18 protein-coding genes and 1 tRNA gene are annotated in these 19,833 nt (G+C 49.5%); 13 read left to right on the top strand and 6 right to left on the bottom strand.

Annotated features, from left to right (window positions below; genetic code table 11):
- Window positions 1–19: 19 nt before the first annotated feature.
- On the top strand, window positions 20–673 hold the full coding sequence (locus QUE66_RS06565; protein ID WP_286223265.1) for a C40 family peptidase: 654 nt from the start codon (window positions 20–22) through the stop codon (window positions 671–673).
- A 2-nt stretch (window positions 674–675) separates the two neighbouring features.
- On the opposite strand, the gene QUE66_RS06560 is transcribed toward QUE66_RS06565, so the two are convergent.
- Window positions 676–1,560, bottom strand: coding sequence for a patatin-like phospholipase family protein (locus tag QUE66_RS06560; protein ID WP_286223264.1), 885 nt, complete (start codon window positions 1,558–1,560; stop codon window positions 676–678).
- A gap of 199 nt (window positions 1,561–1,759) precedes the next feature.
- On the opposite strand from QUE66_RS06560, the gene scpB reads away from it, so the two are divergent.
- The 12 genes from scpB (at window position 1,760) to QUE66_RS06500 (ending at window position 13,938) form a co-directional block, all read left to right on the top strand.
- Window positions 1,760–2,389, top strand: a complete 630-nt coding sequence (gene scpB, locus QUE66_RS06555) for an SMC-Scp complex subunit ScpB (RefSeq protein WP_286223263.1) — start codon at window positions 1,760–1,762, stop codon at window positions 2,387–2,389.
- The gene (locus QUE66_RS06550) at window positions 2,376–4,031 is read left to right on the top strand and encodes a pseudouridine synthase (protein WP_286223262.1); all 1,656 of its coding nucleotides are present in this window, start codon (window positions 2,376–2,378) and stop codon (window positions 4,029–4,031) included. Before scpB ends, QUE66_RS06550 begins: the two co-directional genes overlap by 14 nt.
- A gap of 174 nt (window positions 4,032–4,205) precedes the next feature.
- On the top strand, window positions 4,206–4,697 hold the full coding sequence (gene rimP, locus QUE66_RS06545) for a ribosome maturation factor RimP (protein WP_286223261.1): 492 nt from the start codon (window positions 4,206–4,208) through the stop codon (window positions 4,695–4,697).
- Window positions 4,694–6,172 carry a transcription termination factor NusA gene (nusA, locus tag QUE66_RS06540; protein ID WP_108508796.1) on the top strand — a complete coding sequence of 493 codons (1,479 nt, stop codon included), beginning with the start codon at window positions 4,694–4,696 and terminating at the stop codon, window positions 6,170–6,172. The genes rimP and nusA overlap by 4 nt, the downstream gene beginning before the upstream one ends.
- A 10-nt stretch (window positions 6,173–6,182) precedes the next feature.
- A complete protein-coding gene (gene infB / locus QUE66_RS06535) occupies window positions 6,183–8,879 on the top strand; it encodes a translation initiation factor IF-2 (RefSeq protein ID WP_286223260.1) in 2,697 nt (898 codons plus the stop codon).
- A gap of 5 nt (window positions 8,880–8,884) precedes the next feature.
- Entirely contained in the window at window positions 8,885–9,241 is a 357-nt protein-coding gene (gene rbfA, locus QUE66_RS06530) for a 30S ribosome-binding factor RbfA (RefSeq protein ID WP_108508795.1), read from the top strand.
- 5 nt (window positions 9,242–9,246) lie between these two features.
- Complete coding sequence (gene truB, locus QUE66_RS06525; RefSeq protein WP_286223259.1) at window positions 9,247–10,170, top strand: tRNA pseudouridine(55) synthase TruB; 924 nt, start codon at window positions 9,247–9,249, stop codon at window positions 10,168–10,170.
- A 23-nt stretch (window positions 10,171–10,193) separates the two neighbouring features.
- Window positions 10,194–12,017 (top strand): translational GTPase TypA, encoded by a 1,824-nt coding sequence (typA, locus tag QUE66_RS06520; protein ID WP_286223258.1) that lies wholly within the window; start codon window positions 10,194–10,196, stop codon window positions 12,015–12,017.
- Window positions 12,018–12,079: 62 nt separating this feature from the next.
- Window positions 12,080–12,331: a type II toxin-antitoxin system Phd/YefM family antitoxin gene (locus QUE66_RS06515; RefSeq protein WP_286223257.1), complete on the top strand. Its 252-nt coding sequence runs from the start codon at window positions 12,080–12,082 to the stop codon at window positions 12,329–12,331.
- The gene (locus QUE66_RS06510) at window positions 12,331–12,747 is read left to right on the top strand and encodes a type II toxin-antitoxin system VapC family toxin (protein WP_286223256.1); all 417 of its coding nucleotides are present in this window, start codon (window positions 12,331–12,333) and stop codon (window positions 12,745–12,747) included. Before QUE66_RS06515 ends, QUE66_RS06510 begins: the two co-directional genes overlap by 1 nt.
- A 4-nt stretch (window positions 12,748–12,751) precedes the next feature.
- Window positions 12,752–13,837 carry a tRNA dihydrouridine(20/20a) synthase DusA gene (gene dusA / locus QUE66_RS06505; protein ID WP_286223255.1) on the top strand — a complete coding sequence of 362 codons (1,086 nt, stop codon included), beginning with the start codon at window positions 12,752–12,754 and terminating at the stop codon, window positions 13,835–13,837.
- Between the two features lie 25 nt (window positions 13,838–13,862).
- Window positions 13,863–13,938 (top strand) — tRNA-His (locus QUE66_RS06500).
- A 4-nt stretch (window positions 13,939–13,942) separates the two neighbouring features.
- On the opposite strand, the gene QUE66_RS06495 is transcribed toward QUE66_RS06500, so the two are convergent.
- The 5 genes from QUE66_RS06495 to QUE66_RS06475 form a co-directional block, all read right to left on the bottom strand.
- Window positions 13,943–14,350: a hypothetical protein gene (locus QUE66_RS06495; protein WP_286223254.1), complete on the bottom strand. Its 408-nt coding sequence runs from the start codon at window positions 14,348–14,350 to the stop codon at window positions 13,943–13,945.
- Window positions 14,331–14,735: a surface-adhesin E family protein gene (locus tag QUE66_RS06490; protein ID WP_286223253.1), complete on the bottom strand. Its 405-nt coding sequence runs from the start codon at window positions 14,733–14,735 to the stop codon at window positions 14,331–14,333. The genes QUE66_RS06495 and QUE66_RS06490 overlap by 20 nt, the downstream gene beginning before the upstream one ends.
- A 48-nt stretch (window positions 14,736–14,783) precedes the next feature.
- Window positions 14,784–17,240, bottom strand: a complete 2,457-nt coding sequence (locus QUE66_RS06485) for a penicillin acylase family protein (protein ID WP_286223252.1) — start codon at window positions 17,238–17,240, stop codon at window positions 14,784–14,786.
- A gap of 74 nt (window positions 17,241–17,314) precedes the next feature.
- Window positions 17,315–19,243, bottom strand: a complete 1,929-nt coding sequence (locus tag QUE66_RS06480; protein WP_286223251.1) for a TRAP transporter large permease — start codon at window positions 19,241–19,243, stop codon at window positions 17,315–17,317.
- A 5-nt stretch (window positions 19,244–19,248) separates the two neighbouring features.
- Window positions 19,249–19,824 (bottom strand): TRAP transporter small permease subunit, encoded by a 576-nt coding sequence (locus QUE66_RS06475; RefSeq protein WP_286223250.1) that lies wholly within the window; start codon window positions 19,822–19,824, stop codon window positions 19,249–19,251.
- Window positions 19,825–19,833 lie beyond the last annotated feature (9 nt).

Below are 19,833 nucleotides of genomic sequence, written 5' to 3'. Positions count from 1 at the left end.
GTTTTGCTAGAATCCATTCATGCCTATTCGTAAGCACATGATCCGTTTACCTTTTCAATTCCTAACCGCCATGGTTTTGGGTGGATTGGTATCGATTGCCAGTGCTAACACTGCTACAGATACAGTAGCTAAAGAGGCCCCAAAACCAGAAGTTCGGATTGAGGGCAATTCTTCCTACTTTGCACGCTTTACCCATCAGGTGGTGGATTCGGTATCCACCAAAACCGAAGCCCTGATTAATGAGGCGATGCAATTAATTGGGGTGCGATATCGCTGGAATGGTGATTTGCCACAATCCGGTTTGGACGCGAGTGGCTTTGTGCGATTTGTGTTTAAAGATAAATTGGGTTTTTTGCTCCCACCTAAGTCCTCGCAAATGAGTAAAGTGGGTAAGCCTATTTCTCGGGAGGAGTTAGAGCCCGGTGATTTGGTGTTCTTCAATACGATGCGCCTCACCTTTTCACACGTTGGTATTTATGTGGGCGATAACAAATTCATTCACTCCCCATCAAAGGGTTCAGCAGTCCGAGTTGATGACTTAGCAAGTGCCTATTGGGATAAGCGCTTTGATGGTGCGAGACGCTTAGATGGAACTGATGAGTTAAGCAATGCTGAGCGTAATGCCCTCATTCAGGAAGCAAAAAAGTTACGCGCTCAGCCACGTAAGCTTTAATCCTATTTCAATCCTCGAAGCTTTTCTTTAATCTCACCCACTTTTTCTTGGGCGGCGAGCTCGCCAGCGAGGATAGCGGCGTTACGCGCTCTAAAGTCAGCACTTCCCATCTGCTTAAGTTGAGGCGTAATCACAATATCTGCCTTTGCTAACTCGTATTGATTGATGCTCTGCTGCATGATGCTGATGGTCTGTTGCAATAAACCAAGCGTGCCCGTGGCATTAAATGCGCTCGCATCGGAAGAAATATTGACGGCAATCACAAAAGTGGCACCCATCTCATGCGCATAACGGACGGGCACGGGAGCGACTAATCCGCCGTCGACATATTCACGTCCTTGAATCAGTGCGGGCTGAAAGACCCCGGGCACAGCGCAGGATGCCCGCACCGCTAGACCGGTATCCCCTCGACGAAAGAGAGCACCTTTACCGGTTTGTAATTCCGTGGCAACAATTCCGAGTGGCAGGGTCATTTGTTCGATGGATCGATTCTGGACCTCGCGATTGACCATGCTTTGCAATGCATCGCCTTTGATTAATCCACCAAAGCGCCCGGCAAAGGGGTAGGCCCAGTCTGCAAGGGCTGCCTCATCTAAATTGAGCCCAATCCGATTGAGCTCCAGTCCGCTATAACCAGAGGCATATAGAGCGGCAATTACGCTTCCTGCGCTTGAACCTACCACGAGATTGGGACGAATTCCTTGAGCCTCGAGGGCCTTAATTACTCCAATATGTGCAAAACCCCGGGCAGCACCAGAGCCAAGAACCAGTGCAATGACTGGGGGTTTAGGGCTGTCACGAAACATACTGCACCCAGGGAGGGCGCTGATTCCAGCAAGACCTAAGCCTTGAAAAAACAAGCGACGATTTGGAGAAAATAAGGACATTTGGCTATTGTATTGACCCTACCCTATAATGGAGTGACAGGTGTAAATTGCTTCGCAAGCGACTTGACCTCCTTGGATGGCTGGCCTTTTCCCATAATAAGAATTGCTGTGAGTGATGCCGGCGCAGTCCATAAACACCCCAACCTTTTTTGACGATTGTGAATAAGCCTCTAAACAGCCTAGCTGTTTGATACAACATATGGATAACGATCACTACAAGCGGGTCATCGAGACCGCCTTAATTTGCGCCCAAGAACCACTAACGGTGAATGAGCTAAGCCGACTCTTTGTGGATCCGCCTTTGGCTAATGCAGACCTGCAGAATATTTTGTTGGAGATTCAGAAAGAGTGGCAAGACAAGGGGATGGAGCTGGTTAGCATTGCAACGGGCTGGCGTTTCCAGAGCCGCCTTCAGATGCGCGAGTATTTGGATCGTCTCACCCCAGAAAAGCCACCAAAGTATTCAAGGGCAGTGCTTGAGACCTTAGCGATCATTGCCTATCGTCAGCCTGTCACTCGAGGAGAAATTGAGGAAGTGCGTGGCGTGGTTGTGAGTAGTAATGTGATGCGTCAGTTGGAAGATCGTGGCTGGGTGGAAGTGGTTGGTCATAAAGAGACGATTGGTCGACCAGGCCTTTATGCCACCACCAAACAATTTTTAGACGATTTGGGTCTAAAAGATTTGCAAAGCTTACCAATGCTCGAGGATGGCTCCATATCCGCAGAAGCATTAGGACAAGCCGTAATTGAGTTTGATGCCGATGCCACGGTGGAGACCGTTATTCCGCTTGAGTCGTCCACTGAGAGTTCTGAGAATGACAAGTCCTGAAAACGATTCTTCCCAAGTAAGTGCCATCCCAGATACAGCCGATGGCCCAACTTCGCGAGACGAGGGCGGTGAGCAACGCAAAGATCGGGGTCCGCGGCGGTTTAATAAATTCAATAACAAATCCCGTCCAGGCAAGTTCAACAAAAATAAGCGTCACTCCGGAGGTTCCGCAAATGAAAATCCGAAGGCAGCTGCATCAGTCTCTCCTGAGTTAATCGCCGAGACCGAGGCCTTATTTGCAGCTGTGGTCTCCGGGGAGTTTGATGCTGCTCTTGAAGCCCCTGAGCCTGTAGAGGCCGTTCGTGATGATCCTGCAGAGATATCGCATGAGGCTGGTGTTGAGCGGCGTGCCGGTAAGGCGGGCGAGGAGGAATCTGAGGAGCCTGAGTCTTTAAGTGATCTTGAGCGTCTGCAATTTGCGAGCGTTGATGAGTTACCCCTGAGTTTGCGCGATGAGGTCTGGTCTGATCTCGATGGTTTAGATGATGATGCAGATGATGAAGATACGGTTAAGCTTCACAAGGTCTTGGCTGACGCAGGAATGGGATCGCGTCGCGAGATGGAAGATCTAATTATTCAGGGTCGCGTCTCGGTCAATAGTATGCCGGCCCACATTGGGCAGCGCGTTGGCCCCAGCGATATTGTTCGTATCAATGGTAAGGTCGTGCATCGCAAGATCCCGACGAAGCCCCCTCGTGTGATTCTGTATCACAAACCCGCTGGAGAAATTGTGAGTCAGGCTGACCCCGAAGGACGCCCCAGCGTGTTTGATCGCTTACCAAAACCTCGCCAAGGCCGCTGGATTGCTGTAGGCCGTTTGGATTTCAACACCGAGGGATTATTACTCTTCACGACCTCAGGAGAACTTGCTAATCGCTTAATGCATCCACGTTATGGAGTTGAGCGTGAATACGCGGTGCGTATTTTGGGTGAGCTATCGGCGGAATCTGCCGAACAATTAAAAACAGGTATCACGCTTGATGATGGACAGGCGCGTTTCTTGCGTTTGAGTCAAGGCGGTGGTGATGGCGCGAATCGTTGGTACTCAGTTGCATTGACCGAAGGGCGTAATCGTGAAGTGCGTCGGATGTTTGAGGCAACTGGTCATGTGGTGTCACGTCTGATTCGAACCCGTTACGGTATTTTTATGTTGCCACCGCGTTTGCGTCGCGGGAAGTGGGAAGAGGTGCCGATGGAGAGCGTGGCGCAACTGATGCGGATGGCTGGTCTGAAGCTGCCCCAGAATATGGCAAAAGATAAAGGTCAGTCTCAGGGTCGATCCTCGCGAATGGACCCAGTGAGCGATCCCAACTTTCAGCCTGATCCCATGCAAACCTCCGTATCGTATTGGGGATCCAAGGAGGCGCTCACGCTAGCCACTCACCATGGGCATGGGGTATCGCACTTACCTGGTCAAGGTCGAGGTGCAAATGGTGGTGGAGGGCGCGGCGGCTTTGGGCAAAAACCCTCGCACTCCAGAGGAGGCAAATCGGGCTCACCCCGCTCGAAGGGTCAAAAAGTTCATCACGCCAGTGGCTTTAGTGCCCCAGCGGGCAATAGCACTGGGGGTCAGCGGCGACCCAATAAGGGTAAGCCGTTCAAGGGCCCACGCAAGCCCCGAAATTCAGGTGAAAGTTTCTGATTTCTCAGTGATTTTTCTGATTCAGGTATAATTCACACATACACCGGCTGATGTTGACATCAACGTAGGCTGGCCTGTTCTGGTAATGAGGAATATGGGCTTGTAAGCCCATTTTTTTTTGCCAAATGCGTTGTAAATGCAGTTTTATAACAGCGGTTGATTTGTGGGGAAGATGTGAAAGAACAGCAGATTATTTCTGCCGAGGTGCGTAATTTGGGCTACTCGCTCGTTGATATTGAGCGTGAGGGCCGTGGTTTATTGCGGGTCACGATTGAGAACCCCGACTATGAGCGCATGATCACCGTTGAGGATTGCGAGAAGGTGAGTCATCAGTTGACCTACACCTTTGCGGTTGAGAACGTGCCGTACGAGCGACTCGAGGTCTCGTCACCTGGTTTAGATCGACCGATTAAGTCTGGTGATGATTTTGTTCGGTTCGCAGGTTTGGAAATTGAACTGAAGTTACGAATTGCAGTAGGTAATCGAAAGAATTTTAAAGGGGTGTTGCAAGGCCTGATATCTGGGGTTGTCAACACACCGGATGCAAAGTTTAGTTTGTTATTTGAGGCGAGCGATGGCTCTCCAGCCGAACTGGAATTTAGTTTGTCTGAAGTAGAAAAAGCTCGTTTGGTCCCTGTTATTGATTTCAAAGGAAGAAAATCATGAGTCGTGAAGTTCTCATGTTGGCAGAAGCCCTGGCCCGTGAAAAAAATGTTGATCGTGAGATCGTATTTGAAGCTCTTGAGTTGGCGCTTGCCTCGGCAACCAAAAAACGGTACACCGAGGATGTTGATATTCGAGTTTCGATTGATCGCAACAGCGGTGAGTATGAGACCTTCCGCCGCTGGTTGGTGGTTCCCGATGAAGCTGGTCTTCAGGAGCCCGATAAAGAAATTTTGCAATTTGAGGCCAAAGAGCAAATCTCCGATATTGAGACGGGCGATTACATCGAAGAGCAAATCGAATCCTTAGCCTTTGGCCGGATTGGTGCCCAAGCCGCTAAGCAGGTGATCTTGCAACGCATTCGCGACGCCGAGCGTGAGCAGATTTTGAATGACTATCTGGAGCGCGGTGAAAAAATTATGACCGGCACCGTCAAGCGGGCGGATAAAAATGGCCTGATCGTGGAATCGGGTCGTGTCGAGGCATTACTGCGTCGTGATCAAATGATCCCCAAAGAGAATTTACGCTCTGGCGATCGTGTGCGTGCTTATATTCTGAAAGTGGATCGTGAGGCACGTGGTCCTCAAATTGAGCTCTCGAGAACATGCCCTGACTTCTTGATTAAGTTGTTTGAGAACGAAGTGCCCGAGATCGAGCAGCGTTTACTAGAAATTAAGGGTGCTGCTCGCGATCCTGGCATCCGAGCCAAGATTGCTGTAGTGACCCATGACAAGCGCATTGATCCGATTGGAACCTGCGTTGGTGTACGTGGCACTCGTGTAACCGCAGTGCGTAATGAAGTAGCGGGCGAGGCTGTTGATATTGTTCTATGGTCTGAGGATCCAGCTCAATTTGTGATTGGTGCATTAGCGCCTGCACAAGTGTCATCGATCGTGGTTGATGAAGAGCGTCATGCGATGGATGTGGTGGTTGATGAAGAAAACTTAGCAATCGCAATTGGTCGTAGTGGTCAGAATGTACGTTTAGCTAGCGAGTTAACCGGCTGGCAAATTAACATCATGACCCCAGAAGAGTCTGCCGAGAAGTCAGAAAAAGAATCCGTGGCGGTGCGCCAACTCTTCATGGACAAACTCGATGTGGACCAAGAGGTCGCTGATATTTTGATCGAAGAGGGCTTTAATTCTCTTGAGGAAGTTGCCTACGTGCCGCTTTCTGAGATGCTTGAGATAGACGCATTTGACGAAGATACCGTCAATGAGTTACGGACTCGCGCGCGCGATTCCTTGCTGACCATGGAGTTAGCAAAAGAAGAGCGTCTTGAGGAGGTCTCGCAAGATTTGCGCTCGCTTGAAGGTCTCTCCACCGAATATATTGCAACCTTAGCCGAGAACCAAGTGCATACGCGCGATGATCTGGCTGGATTGGCTGTAGATGAGCTCGTTGAGATGACGGGTATGGATGAAACAGCAGCCAAAACGCTCATTATGAAGGCGCGCGAACATTGGTTTAATGCATGAGGGGAAGCGCATGGCGACAACAACTGTAAAAGCATTAGCCGAGGAGCTCAAACGCAGCCCCGCTGATTTATTGGAACAACTCAAGGCCGCTGGAATCGATAAGGAATCCGAGGCTGACAAGATCACCGATAAAGATAAGACCGCGTTACTGGCTTACCTTCAAAAAGCACACGGCAGTGCTGAGCCTGGTGTGCGTAAAAAGATCACTCTTACCAAGCGCGAGACCAGCGAAATCCGTCAAGCAGATTCAGCGGGGCGAACCCGCACCGTGCAAGTTGAGGTGCGCAAAAAGCGTGTTTTAGTTAAGCGTGATGATGCTGGTAAGGCAGATGAGCCGACTGAGGCAAAGCCAACTGCAGCAGTTGAGACCAAGCCTATTCTTTCCGATGAGGAGTTAGAAAAGCGTGCCGCGGAGGCTGCTCGTCAAGCGGAACTCTTGGCGCGACAAGAAGCCGAAATGAAAGCGGCGAGTGAGGCCAAGCAAAAGAAGATAGAAGCTGAGCAAAAGCCAAGCAAGGTAGAGGCCGAGCAAGAGGCTGCTAGCAAAGAGCAGGCCAAAAAGGAGTTGGCTGAACTGCAATCACGCCGCGCGGCGGCAGAGGCTGAGGTGTCGGCAATTCGGGACATGATGAGTGCCCCGGCGCGCGTACTAAAAGCTCCAAGTGAGATCGCCAGTGAAGAGGCTAAAAAAGGCACTTTGCATAAGCCAGTTAAAGCAGATGGCGGCGATGATAAGAAAAAGCCCACGAAGGTTGGCGGCAAACTGATTAAGTCTTCTGAGACTTCCTCCACCTGGCAAGAAGAGGGTGCAAAGCGCAAGGTTGGCCTAAAAACACGCGGTGACCTTACTGGCGGCTTAGGCGGCGGATGGCGAACAGGCGGGGGTCGTAAGAAGCAGCAGCATCAAGACGATAACCCAGCGAGCAATTTCCAGGTACCCACTGAGCCGATTGTGCGTGATGTGCATATTCCGGAGACCATTACCGTAGCCGATCTAGCCCACAAAATGTCAGTCAAGGGCGCTGAGGTCATCAAGTTACTCATGGGCATGGGTCAGATGGTGACGATTAACCAAGTGCTGGACCAAGATACTGCGATGATCATCGTGGAAGAGATGGGCCATAAAGCCCATGCTGCTAAATTGGATGATCCAGAGATTGATCTTGGTGCGGCGGCTGAAGATGCCCCATTGATGCCAAGACCACCTGTTGTAACCGTAATGGGTCACGTCGATCACGGCAAAACATCGCTCTTGGATAAGATCCGAGTTGCGAAAGTGGCCGCTGGTGAGGCAGGCGGTATTACACAGCATATCGGCGCGTATCACGTCGAGACTCCACGTGGTGTCATCACATTCTTGGATACCCCAGGTCATGAAGCCTTTACAGCCATGCGTGCACGTGGTGCAAAGGCGACCGATATCGTCATCCTAGTGGTGGCTGCTGATGACGGTGTGATGCCGCAAACGCGTGAAGCGATTCATCATGCGAAAGCCGCCAATGTGCCCTTAGTGGTAGCGATCAATAAGATCGATAAACCCGAAGCCAACCCCGATCGCGTGAAAACCGAACTGGTGAGCGAAGAGGTAGTACCTGAAGAGTACGGTGGTGACTCACCATTTATTGGAGTGTCTGCAAAAACTGGTGAAGGTATCGACGCCTTGCTGGAAAACGTGTTGTTGCAAGCGGAAGTGTTGGAGCTTAAGGCTCCTAAAGAGGCACCTGCCCAGGGGATTGTGATTGAAGCGCGTCTAGATAAAGGGCGTGGTCCAGTCGCTACTGTATTGGTTCAATCTGGCACATTAAAGCGCGGTGACATGTTGTTGGCTGGTCAGTCCTATGGTCGCATCCGTGCGATGTTGGATGAAAACGGCAAATCAACCAATGAAGCAGGACCATCGATTCCGGTTGAGATTCAGGGTTTATCGGAAGTGCCCGATGCTGGAGAGACCTTCCAAGTAGTCGCTGACGAGCGCAAAGCCCGTGAGATTGCCCTGTTCCGTCAAGGTAAGTTCCGAGACGTCAAGTTGGCCAAGCAACAGGCGGTCAAGTTGGAGAACATGATGGAGACCATGGGCGAGGGCGCCGTCGAAGCTAAGATTTTGCCGATCATTATTAAAGCCGATGTGCAGGGTTCGCAAGAGGCTCTCTCACAATCTCTGCAAAAGCTTTCTACCGATGAGGTGAAGGTGCAGATCGTACACGCTGCCGTTGGTGGTATTACAGAGACTGACGTCAATCTCGCGATTGCCTCGAAGGGGGTGATTATTGGATTTAACGCAAGGGCTGATGCGGTAGCACGTAAGCTGGCTGAGAGTAATGGCGTGGATATTCGCTATCACAACATTATTTATGATGCGGTCGATGAAGTGAAAGCAGCCTTAAGCGGCATGTTGACACCAGATAAGAAGGAAGAAATTACTGGATTGGTTGAGATCCGACAGGTCTTCCATGTGTCCAAGGTTGGGGCCATTGCAGGCTGTATGGTGCTTGATGGGATCGTGCGCCGTAACTCACGGGTGCGCTTATTACGCGACAACGTCGTAGTGTGGACCGGTGAACTCGATTCCTTAAAGCGCTTCAAAGATGATGTGAAAGAAGTGAAAGGTGGATTTGAATGCGGCCTTTCCTTGAAAAACAACAATGACATCCAAGAGGGTGATCAACTCGAGATCTTTGAAGTGACTGAAGTAGCGCGTACTCTTTAATCATCATGCACAAAACCAGTCCTCATCGCCATCAGCGTCTCGCAGATCAAATTCAGCGCGATCTTGCAGAGTTGATCCCCCGGGAATTGCGTGACCCCTTGAATGGTTTAATTACCATTCAAGCGGTGGAGCTATCGCCTGATCTCGCGCATGCGAAAGTGTATTTCACGGTTTTGGGTGGTGATCCACAGTATGCGCTGGGATCGCTACAAGAGAAAGCCGGATACTTACACTCTCTTCTCTTTAAGCGGATGCATACCCATACCGTACCTACTTTGCATTTTGTGTTTGATACCTCGATAGAGCGGGGCGCAGAGATGTCACGATTAATTGATCAGGCCTTGGGCTCAAAGCCCAATTAATAGCGATGGCGCAACGAATTGATGGGGTGGTCTTATTAGACAAACCCAATGGTATGAGTTCCCAAGGTGCGGTCACTGCGGTTAAGCGCTATTTTCAGGCAGAAAAGGCTGGTCATACCGGTACCTTAGACCCAATGGCAACAGGTCTGTTACCTATTTGTTTGGGTGAGGCCACCAAGTATTCTCAAGATCTTTTGGACGCTGATAAGACCTATATCGCAACCCTGCGCTTTGGCATCGAAACTGATACGGGTGATGCTGAGGGGCAGGTATTAGCCGAGCGATCGACTGCCGAAGTCGTGGATGATTTGATGGCCAAAACACTCTTGGAGGCAATCCTACCTAAATTCATGGGTGATATTGAGCAGATTCCACCAATGTACTCGGCATTAAAACGCGATGGTAAACCCCTTTACGAATACGCCCGTTCGGGTGTGGAGATTGAGCGTGAGCCCCGAAAAATTACTATTTACTCGATTCGTCTTGTCGCTATTCATTGGCCCCATGTAGAGATCGAAGTCCACTGCAGCAAGGGAACCTATATCCGGGTCTTGGCTCAAGATATTGGTAACGCATTGGGTTGTGGTGCACATTTGAGCGCCTTGCGACGCACCAAGGTTGGCCATCTGAGTTTGGAGCAGAGTTGCACCCTAGAGTCCCTTGAAAATACCTCCACGGTATTGCTCCCAGTCGATGCCTTATTGCAAACTCTGCCTGAGTTGACAGTAGATGACCAACAGGCCAAACGCCTAGAAATGGGTCAGCGCGTGCCATGCGCACTCAATCGTGCCAGCCAGTGGGCTAATTCTTTATTTCGGATTTATCGCAGCCAAGCTTTGCCGCAAAACTTTATTGGAACGGCAGATTGGCGCAGTGGGGTGTTGCACCCCCGACGATTTATCGCTCAACGACTTTTGAACCAAAACTAATTGATCTTTTTGTAAAGCAACTCATGACCAAACGCGCACTTCGTAATATCGCCATCATCGCCCACGTTGACCACGGCAAAACCACTCTGGTTGATCAACTCTTACGGCAATCTGGAACCTTTCGTTCGAATGAAAAGATCTCCGAACGAATCATGGATTCCAATGATCTCGAGAAAGAGCGTGGTATCACCATCTTGGCTAAAAACTGCGCTGTGGAGTATGAGGGTACACACATCAACATTGTGGATACCCCAGGGCATGCGGACTTCGGCGGCGAGGTTGAACGCGTTCTCTCGATGGTCGATGGTGTATTACTGCTGGTCGATGCGGTTGAAGGCCCGATGCCCCAAACCAGATTTGTGACAAAGAAAGCCCTTGCCTTGGGTTTAAAGCCCATCGTTGTCATCAATAAGGTGGATCGTCCTGGTGCCCGTTGTGATTATGTGATTAACGCAACCTTTGAACTCTTTGATAAATTGGGCGCAACCGAAGAGCAGTTAGACTTCCCGGTCATTTATGCCTCTGGCTTAAATGGCTATGCCGGCACCGATGAGAATGTGCGTTCTGGCGATATGCGCCCACTCTTTAATGCAGTACTAACGCATGTGCCAGTGCGCGATGATGAAATCGATGCCCCATTGCAGTTGCAGATTTCATCGATTGATTACAGCAACTATGTCGGCAAAATTGGTGTGGGTCGGATTCGGCGCGGAAAAATTAAACCCGGTACCGATGTGGTTTGCATCAATGGTCCCGATGGCACACCTTTTAAGGGTCGCATCAATCAAGTGCTGAAGTTCAAGGGTCTTGAGCGCGAAGTGGTTGATGAAGCCATTGCGGGTGACATTGTTTTGGTGAATGGTATTGAAGACTTAGCAATTGGTACCACGATCTGCGCACCTGAGCAGGTCGATGCCTTGCCGATGCTGAAGATCGATGAGCCAACCCTCACCATGAACTTCATGGTGAACACCAGCCCTCTCGCGGGCCGTGAAGGGAAGTTTGTGACCAGTCGGCAAATTCGGGAGCGCTTGGATCGCGAGCTCAAATCCAATATGGCGTTGCGGGTACGTGATACGGATGACGATACCGTATTTGAAGTATCGGGTCGGGGCGAACTCCATCTCACTATTTTGGTTGAGAACATGCGACGCGAGGGTTATGAGTTAGCGGTGTCACGACCCCGTGTAGTGTTTCATGAAGAAAATGGCGTGAAGTTAGAGCCCTACGAGAACCTCACGGTGGATGTGGAAGATTCCACACAAGGTGGGGTGATGGAAGAGTTGGGTAAGCGCAAAGCCGAGCTCCTGGACATGGTGAGTGATGGTAAAGGGCGTACGCGTCTTGAGTATCGGGTTCCAGCGCGAGGCTTGATTGGATTTCAGGGGGAGTTTATGACCCTGACCCGTGGTAACGGACTCATGAGCCATAATTTTGATTCGTATGGCCCCGTCAAAGATGGAATTTTGGGTGAGCGCCACAATGGCGTATTGATTAGTCAAGACGATGGCGATGCGGTTGCCTATGCATTGTGGAAGCTACAAGACCGTGGCCGTATGTTTGTATCGCCCGGCGACCCTCTCTATGAGGGCATGATTATTGGGATTCATAGTCGTGATAATGATCTAGTGGTGAATCCCATTAAAGGGAAGCAGCTCACTAACGTGCGCGCCTCTGGAACCGATGAGGCAGTGCGCCTTGTACCGCCCGTGCAACTCACCTTGGAATACGCTGTGGAATTTATTGCCGATGATGAGTTGGTTGAGGTTACCCCAAAGAGCATCCGCTTACGCAAGCGCTTCCTGAAAGAGCATGAGCGTAAGAAGGCCTCGCGCGAGGAAGTGTAAGTCGGATCCCCATCAGAAAAATGTAGTAACATTGCTACATTTAATAGGTTATGGGGAATAAAGTGCCAAAGACCTTATCAAGCCGAGAATTTAACCAAGACACCAGCGGTGCAAAGAAAGCCTGTCAATCAGGCCCGGTATTTATTACGGATCGCGGCAAGCCCTCGCATGTATTGATGCGATACGAAGACTACCAACGCGTGATCGGTCAGCAAAAAACCATCCTTGATCTTGTGGGTATGCCTGGATTAGCCGAGATCGAGTTCGAGCCTGAGAAAATAAAGCGCTTAACGAAGCCAAGCAATCTTTCCTAATGTACCTTCTCGACACCAATGTCATCTCTGAGCTCAGAAAAGCGGGCACGTCCAAGATTCATCCACAAGTTCATGATTGGGCACAATCGATTGCCCCATCTCGGATGTTTCTCTCGGTGATTAGTATTCTAGAAATTGAACAAGGCATTCTGTCGGTTGCGCGCCGAGATAAAAAGCAGGGCCAGTTATTAAAAAAATGGCTGATGCAAATGATTCTCCCGGTATTTGCTGATCGAATTATTCCAATTGATGTTCCAATTGCACTTCGCTGCGCTGATCTCCATGTTCCCAATCCATCTTCTGAGCGAGACGCCATGATTGCAGCGACAGCGATTGAGCACCGTTTGACTTTGGTTACGCGCAATACCAGCGACTTTGATCCAACGAAATTGAAGTTAATCAATCCTTGGGACTGATTGCATGAGTACCAAGCGCTTAGCCGTTGCTCCCATGATGGAGTGGACCGATCGTCATTGCCGGTCATTTCATCGAATGCTGACTAAGCGCGCCGTACTGTATACCGAGATGGTAACCACAGGGGCGCTTTTACACGGTGACCAGCCACGGCATTTGGATTTCAGTCATGAAGAGCACCCAGTGGTTTTGCAACTCGGTGGGAGTGATCCTGCTGAGCTCGCCCAATGTGCAGCACTTGCCCAACAATGGGGCTATGACGAAATTGATCTCAATTGTGGTTGCCCCTCCGAGCGGGTCCAAAAAGGGGCGTTTGGGGCATGCCTAATGGCTGAACCCGAACTCGTAGCCCAGTGCGTGAGTGCGATGCGTGCTGCCTGCGATCTGCCGATTTCGGTTAAGCATCGTTTGGGGCTTGATCAAATGGATGCGGCCCAATCGTCGCGTGACTACCAATTTGTATTGGATTTTGTATTGGGAGTAGCTGCTGCGGGGGCTTCTCAGGTTACGATTCATGCTCGCAATGCGGTCTTGAAAGGCCTATCACCTAAAGAAAATCGCACTAAGCCCCCATTGCACTATGAGGTCGCCAAGCAATTACGTCGCGACGCACAAAAGCGCTATCCAAATCTAAACGTATTACTCAATGGTGGCTTAGAGTCCAATCACGATATGGCGCAGCATTGGTCTGATTTTGATGGTTTTATGATTGGTCGCGCCGCCTACCATTTTCCGGCCATGCTCTTGGGTTGGGATGATCTCATTGAAAGTAATGGCAATGCAGTGGGTTACCTCTTTAGTGAGGCAGATTGGCATCGAGTGCAAATTGGCTTGATTCAATACAGTCAAGCATGGTTGGCCGATTGCCAAGCCAACCACAAACCGTTTTATCTTGGAGCCATCACCCGTCACATCATGGGCTTAGCGCACGGGCGCGCTGGATCGCGCCGGTGGCGTCAACGCTTATCCGATCATCATGCTTTGGCAAAAGTGAAGACAGCCGATGCTATTGAAACCTTCTTTTTGGAGGCCAGTATGGAGCTGGGAGATTGGGCGCTATTTGAGCCCCCGTCAATCGGTTCGGGAGCATAGTCGTTATAATGCGTTTGTAGCAATGGTGGACGTAGCTCAGTTGGTAGAGTCCCAGATTGTGATTCTGGTTGTCGCGGGTTCGAGTCCCGTCGTTCACCCCATTCGCTACTGACTTGGTCTCACGTCAATTACCTCAATAATCGCCGTATTGCGATCTGCTTCCCCGATGATGAGTTCACTGCGGTCCTGAACAGTAGGGATCACAATTTCTTCACAAATTGGTTTAGAACTAAACACGTTAAAGAAGCTGCAATCCTTTTTGGTCGCTGCGGATGTGGCATGTTCGAGCGGGGAGCGCCCTGTAGTCACGGTTGAGGTAACGCTAACTGCGGTCATTGGGCTCGCTGCCGCCGCAGATCCTGCAGCGGTACCGACACTACTGGCGGCTGCCATGAGAGGGGCCGCACAGCCCTGTAACGTGACAAGGCTGATTAAGGTAAAAAAACAGAGTAGGGTGAGCGCCCCATGGTTGCTGATTAATTGCTTAATTGGATTAGTTTGCGCGACACGCAAGGTTATAAACTCCTGCCGGCCAATCGCCGCTCACGATTGCCTCAAAACTGCTATTTGGGGTCTTGATTTCATCAACCACCTTGCCTTCACCACGCTTACCCGACATAAATTTGACCTCTAAGGGGCGATATTGAACTTGCCCGCAATGGTATTCATTCAGGCCAATGATGGAGTTCACGGGTAACTTGGTTTTAGGTTCAACCCCAGGCTTCTTCAGATCGAGCATCGATAGAACTTGTACCTTATCCCCAGATTTCTTGATACTAGATTTATCAATCAAAATCGTGATGAACTCATTGCTTCCCAGTTCATCCCAGGCAGCTAAAGCAACATTAGAGGAAAGAGCAAAGATTGAAACACTGAGAAGTTGAAGAATAATTTTCATGATAATCCTCTGTAATTAATAGGGATTGTAATGGGTCGATGCCATAACTCAAAACGACTTGGTCTTGAGGACCAATTCACGCTGGACCTGTTTGGGCTTCATTGCCAATGGGATGACTTGATTTTTTGCCCATGCATCGCTTAGATTGCGATAGCGTTGACTTTGAACCCAACCGGACTGACCTGTCGGAAACATGAAGACCGATTGTTCTGGATCATTTAGGTCATAGATTGCTCGCAGACTGGGCGCATGATTGGCCGCAAAAGGCGCTTTGGGATTGTTCAGCACAGGACGTCCAACATTGACCGTAAAGGCATCTCCTGGAAATGGAACGCTGACATTAAATAGACTTGATAAAAAGGGAATGTTTTTAAAAGGACGATGCTCGGAAACGGCGTGATGCGCTTTACCCCAGCGCCAATCATTCGTTGATTTTCCATAACGCTGACTCAAATCATTTAAGGCACGCTGCAATGCAAGATTGGCGGCACCTTGGCAATTTTCTATCTCAGTTGTGGTGTGCACATCACACCACGGACTATTGGGATTGCTGATTTGATTGAGGAGCGCTCCCCGAAAATGGCGCCTGCCATATTCCTCGGTAAATGAATCCCCTAAACGAGAGAATAAGATTCGTGTTAATTGATCAACCCAGGCATTGAAGACCAAAGCGGCTACCGAATCCGCACTCATCCCTCCATTAAAACCATCGATCGCTGACTGGATACTAGGCTGCAGGACATGACTCGAGCGAGCACTCTTGAATAAGGCCAAGAGGGGCTGCGCCCCCAAGGAAAGCACATCGCCTTGCATCGCTTGCATGGAATTACGATCATGCTGGTCTTTTGCCCCAATCATTGCTTCGATGCGGTCGTATCGAAAGGGGAGATCCCAATCTCCAGTTAGTGGGTTTGGATTCGTTGCAGAGATAATTTCTTGATTGGCGCTTGCTAGCCACTCTGAGCTTGGATTCGAAAAGCTGGGCAATTGCTCAAACGGCACATAGGTCGTCCAATCATATTGGCGCTCCCACCCTAGAGCCGGCGCAACCCCATAGAGACCTTGGTGTAGTTGCCTACGGGGTGCAATTCCAGCAACTTGCAATGCAATATTGCCTTGAATATCAGCCATAGCCACGCTTTGCATGGGAGCATAGTGATGACGCAAGGCAGCCTTCAATGAGTCAATTGAATCGGCACGATTCATGAGGATGCCGCCCATCAAGGTTTGATTCTCGATATCCAAGGCCGTCCAGCGTAGGGCTAGTGCATAACGCTGCGTATCAATCACTTTCTTAGCGCGGGCATGACTGTCCGAAATGATAGGACCATGGCGACTTTGCCTAACCACAAATCGTAGCGGTGGCTTATCTTTAATCTGAATAATCTCCTCGCGCGCCAAAAAAGAGATCGCACCGTCTGGGCCAATATATTGATTGAGATTGCTCGGATCAATCTTTTCCAAATATAGATCTTGCACGTCGGGGCCAGTATTGGTAAATCCCCAGGCAATTTTGTCGGTCTTTCCTAAAACAATCGCCGGGATACCTGGCAAGGTGGCGCCGATTACATTTAAACCCGGAGCCTCTAGGTGCGCAAAGTACCAAGTTGATGGTGCACTTAGACCCAAATGCGGATCATTCGCCAGCAGAGGTTTACCAGAGACCGTTTTTTTGCCTGTGAGTACCCAGTTGTTGGAGCCCAAGCCCTCTTGCTGATCACTAAGCCACCCAACAGTATCGGCCTGTTTTAGTAAGTAAGGCTCATCCTCTCGAGATGCTTGAGCTTTAGATTGAGAGGGTCTAAAAACCTGATGCTCTCGATACAGCTTGGCAAAATCCATCGAAGTAACTGGATTGCTGCCAGGGTAGGGTGGCATGACTTGCCAAATCTCAGCCGTGTTGAGATATTGCGAGAGCTCTAAGCGAAATAATTCTTTTTGCCAGTTGTCACCCAGATCCAATGCCATTATCAGAGACCAGGCAACGCTATCCGCAGGAGACCAATAACCAGGTTTCGATCCGGTCAAAAAATACTCGATTGGTAAAGCCCAGCCAAGTGACTGATTGCCAGCATTGATGCCATCCGCATAGGCTTGCAACAATTGCTTAAATTCAGCAGGGTAGCGTTCGAACTGTTTCTCGGCTGCTTGTTTAATGCCTAAGGTGCGGATAAAGCGATCAAGCGAGACCGTGCGTTCACCCAAAATTTCAGAGAGACGCCCTGAAGCTAAGCGCCGACTAATTTCCAGTTGCCAAGAGCGTTCGGTAGCATGCACAAATCCCAGAGCGTAATACGCATCTCGTTGCGTTTTTGCTTTAATGTGCGGGACGTCGTTCTCATCAAACCGAATGTTTACCTCTTGAGCTAGACCGGCACTAATGAGCGATCCAGAATAATTGGATTTGGCGCTCATCCAGTAGCCGACCACAAGCAAAGTAATCAATGCGATTAAAACTACAAACGCAATTACAAAAAAGCGTAAGAAGCGCGATAGTTTAATCATCGATCTAGAGGATTTCATCAGGACTCATGCTGGCATAAAAAACCCCGCCGAAGCGGGGTTGAGATCTCAGACTATTACTTGTACAGAACCCCTGGTAACCACAAACCAATCTGTGGGAATGTGTAGAGCAAGACAATAGCAATTACTTGGATGCCCATGAATGGCAACATGCCCATGAAGATTTGGTTTAAGGTGACGTGCGGAGGTGCAACGCCTTTGAGGTAGAACGCTGACATCGCAACCGGGGGTGAGAGGAAAGCGGTTTGCAAGTTCAGAGCAACCAATAAACCAAAAAACAATGGATTGATACCAAAATTATCGAGCAATGGCACAAAGATCGGCATGAAGATCACGATGATCTCAGTCCACTCCAGTGGCCAACCCAATAAGAAAATAATGATCTGAGACAGTATCAAAAACTCAATCGGGCTTAAGCCAAGCGAGAGCACCCATTTCTCAACTAAATCTTGGCCACCCAATAGGGCAAAGGCTGCCGAGAAAATCGATGAACCGACAAACAACCAACAGACCATGGCACCTGTCTTCGCGGTCAGAAAGACCGATTCCTTGACCACAGTGAAGTTCAGTTGTTTATATGCGGCAGCCAATACAAACCCACCAATTGCACCAACTGCTGCTGCCTCAGTCGGCGTAGCCAGACCGAAAACAATTGAGCCCAACACAAATAGAATAAGGATTGCCAATGGGAAAAAAGATCCTAAGAGCATCTTGAAGATCTCGAGGCGAACCCAGGTCAGTAGGGCGTAGTAGACCAACAAAATCGCACCAAGGATGCCAGTCATGATCCAAAACCACAATGGCGCATCAACAGGCTTGGGCGGCTCAGCAGCTTTTGCAGGCTCTTCGCTAGCACTTACTTGCGCAGTCGCAGGTTTTTCATCCTCGGCGCCTGGTGGTAGCGAAAGGCCTGTGCTGGATGACTCTTTTTCAGCACCGGGAGGCTCGCCAAGACCCGTCGAGCTTGATTCGCCTGAATAATCTGAACCACTTCCCGCAAATCCCATCGGCATGAGATCCATCTCGATTACTTCAGCGGGTTTGGTCGCGATTTGATAGATCGATCCGGTAAAACCAATAAATACAATTAACGGTAAGAGGGCAATAATGATCGATTTAGCAATCTCTTTACCGCTGACGTTGAGATTACGCTTGCCTTTAAGACTCATCAAAAGCGCCGGAATTACTTTCTGGCTTAATTTTTCACCGAGCTCGGTATAGCTCATTGGTAGCGGAACCTCGCGCTCCTCTTTTGCAAGAGGTGGCATTAATTTGGGCTTGAGTTTTGCCAAAATAATGACATAACCAATGTACAAAGTTGCCAGCATCAACCCAGGAAAGAAGGCGCCTGCATAAAGCTGAACTACCGATACCCCAGCTGTTGCTCCATATACAATTAAAAGCACTGAAGGGGGGATCAAAATACCTAGGCAACCGCCAGCGGTGATGCATCCGGCAGATACGCGGGTGTCATATCCAGACTTCAACATCTGGGGTAAAGCAAGTAAACCCATCAGAGTCACAACGGCACCAACAATACCTGTTGCAGTAGCAAATACTGCACACGTAAAGATGGTGGCGACTGCAAGAGATCCTGGGACTCGAACCAGAGCAAGGTGGAGCGAGCGGAACAATTTTTCAATTAGGTTCGCGCGTTCGACCAAATACCCCATGAACACAAATAGCGGAATCGAGATCAGAACATCATTGGTCATTACCGCATAGGCGCGTTGAACCATTAAGGACAGCGTATTTTGTAATGCTAGCTCTGGATTTTGAAAACTATAGGCAAAAAAAGTAAAAATCATGCCCATGCCCATGAGGGTAAAGGCGGTGGGGAAGCCCAACATAATGGCAACTACGACTAAGGAGAGCATGAGTAAGCCGATATGACCACTTTCAATATTTCCCCACGGCATAAGGATGAGGGTGGCCACTACCACTAGGGTCATGATAGAGAAGCCGAATAATAATTCTTTACGCATAGTGCTTATTCCTTGTCTTTACCAACCATGGCTTTGAGGGCGTCAACGTCGACTTCCTCAACGTCCTGCTCGCGTGAGGGCCACTCGCCTTCCCGTATGCAAACGATGCAACGAAAAATTTCAACAATTCCTTGCAAGAGAAGAACAACGCCTGCAACCGGAATGATGGTTTTAAAAGGGTAGATCGGAGGACCATCCGCAGTAATGGACGAATGTTCCAAAATTCTCCAAGAATCTGCTGCGTAACCGTATCCAGCGTAAGCAAGCGCGATTACACCAGGAATAAAGAACACTACGTACAAAATTAAATCAAAGATTGCTTGGGTACGAGGCTTTAAAAAGCCATACAGAATATCGCCGCGCACATGACCATTCTTTGCAAGGGTATAGGCGCCGGCCATCATAAACATGGTCCCGTACATCATGATTTGTGCATCAAAAGCCCAGGGATTGGGGCTATTCAAAACATAACGCGAAAATACCTCAAAACCGATAAGGGCAGTCAGGGCCAAAACTAACCAAGCAAAGCAGTGCCCAATAAATGTCGAAATTTTATCGACCGTTAAAAAAAGGTTTTGCATAGCTGTACC

Origin of the sequence: Polynucleobacter sp. HIN6, assembly GCF_030297575.1 — a bacterium.
Classification (GTDB): domain Bacteria; phylum Pseudomonadota; class Gammaproteobacteria; order Burkholderiales; family Burkholderiaceae; genus Polynucleobacter.
The sequence above is the reverse complement of the archived record's forward strand: the minus strand, read 5'-3'. Positions and strand labels throughout refer to the sequence as shown.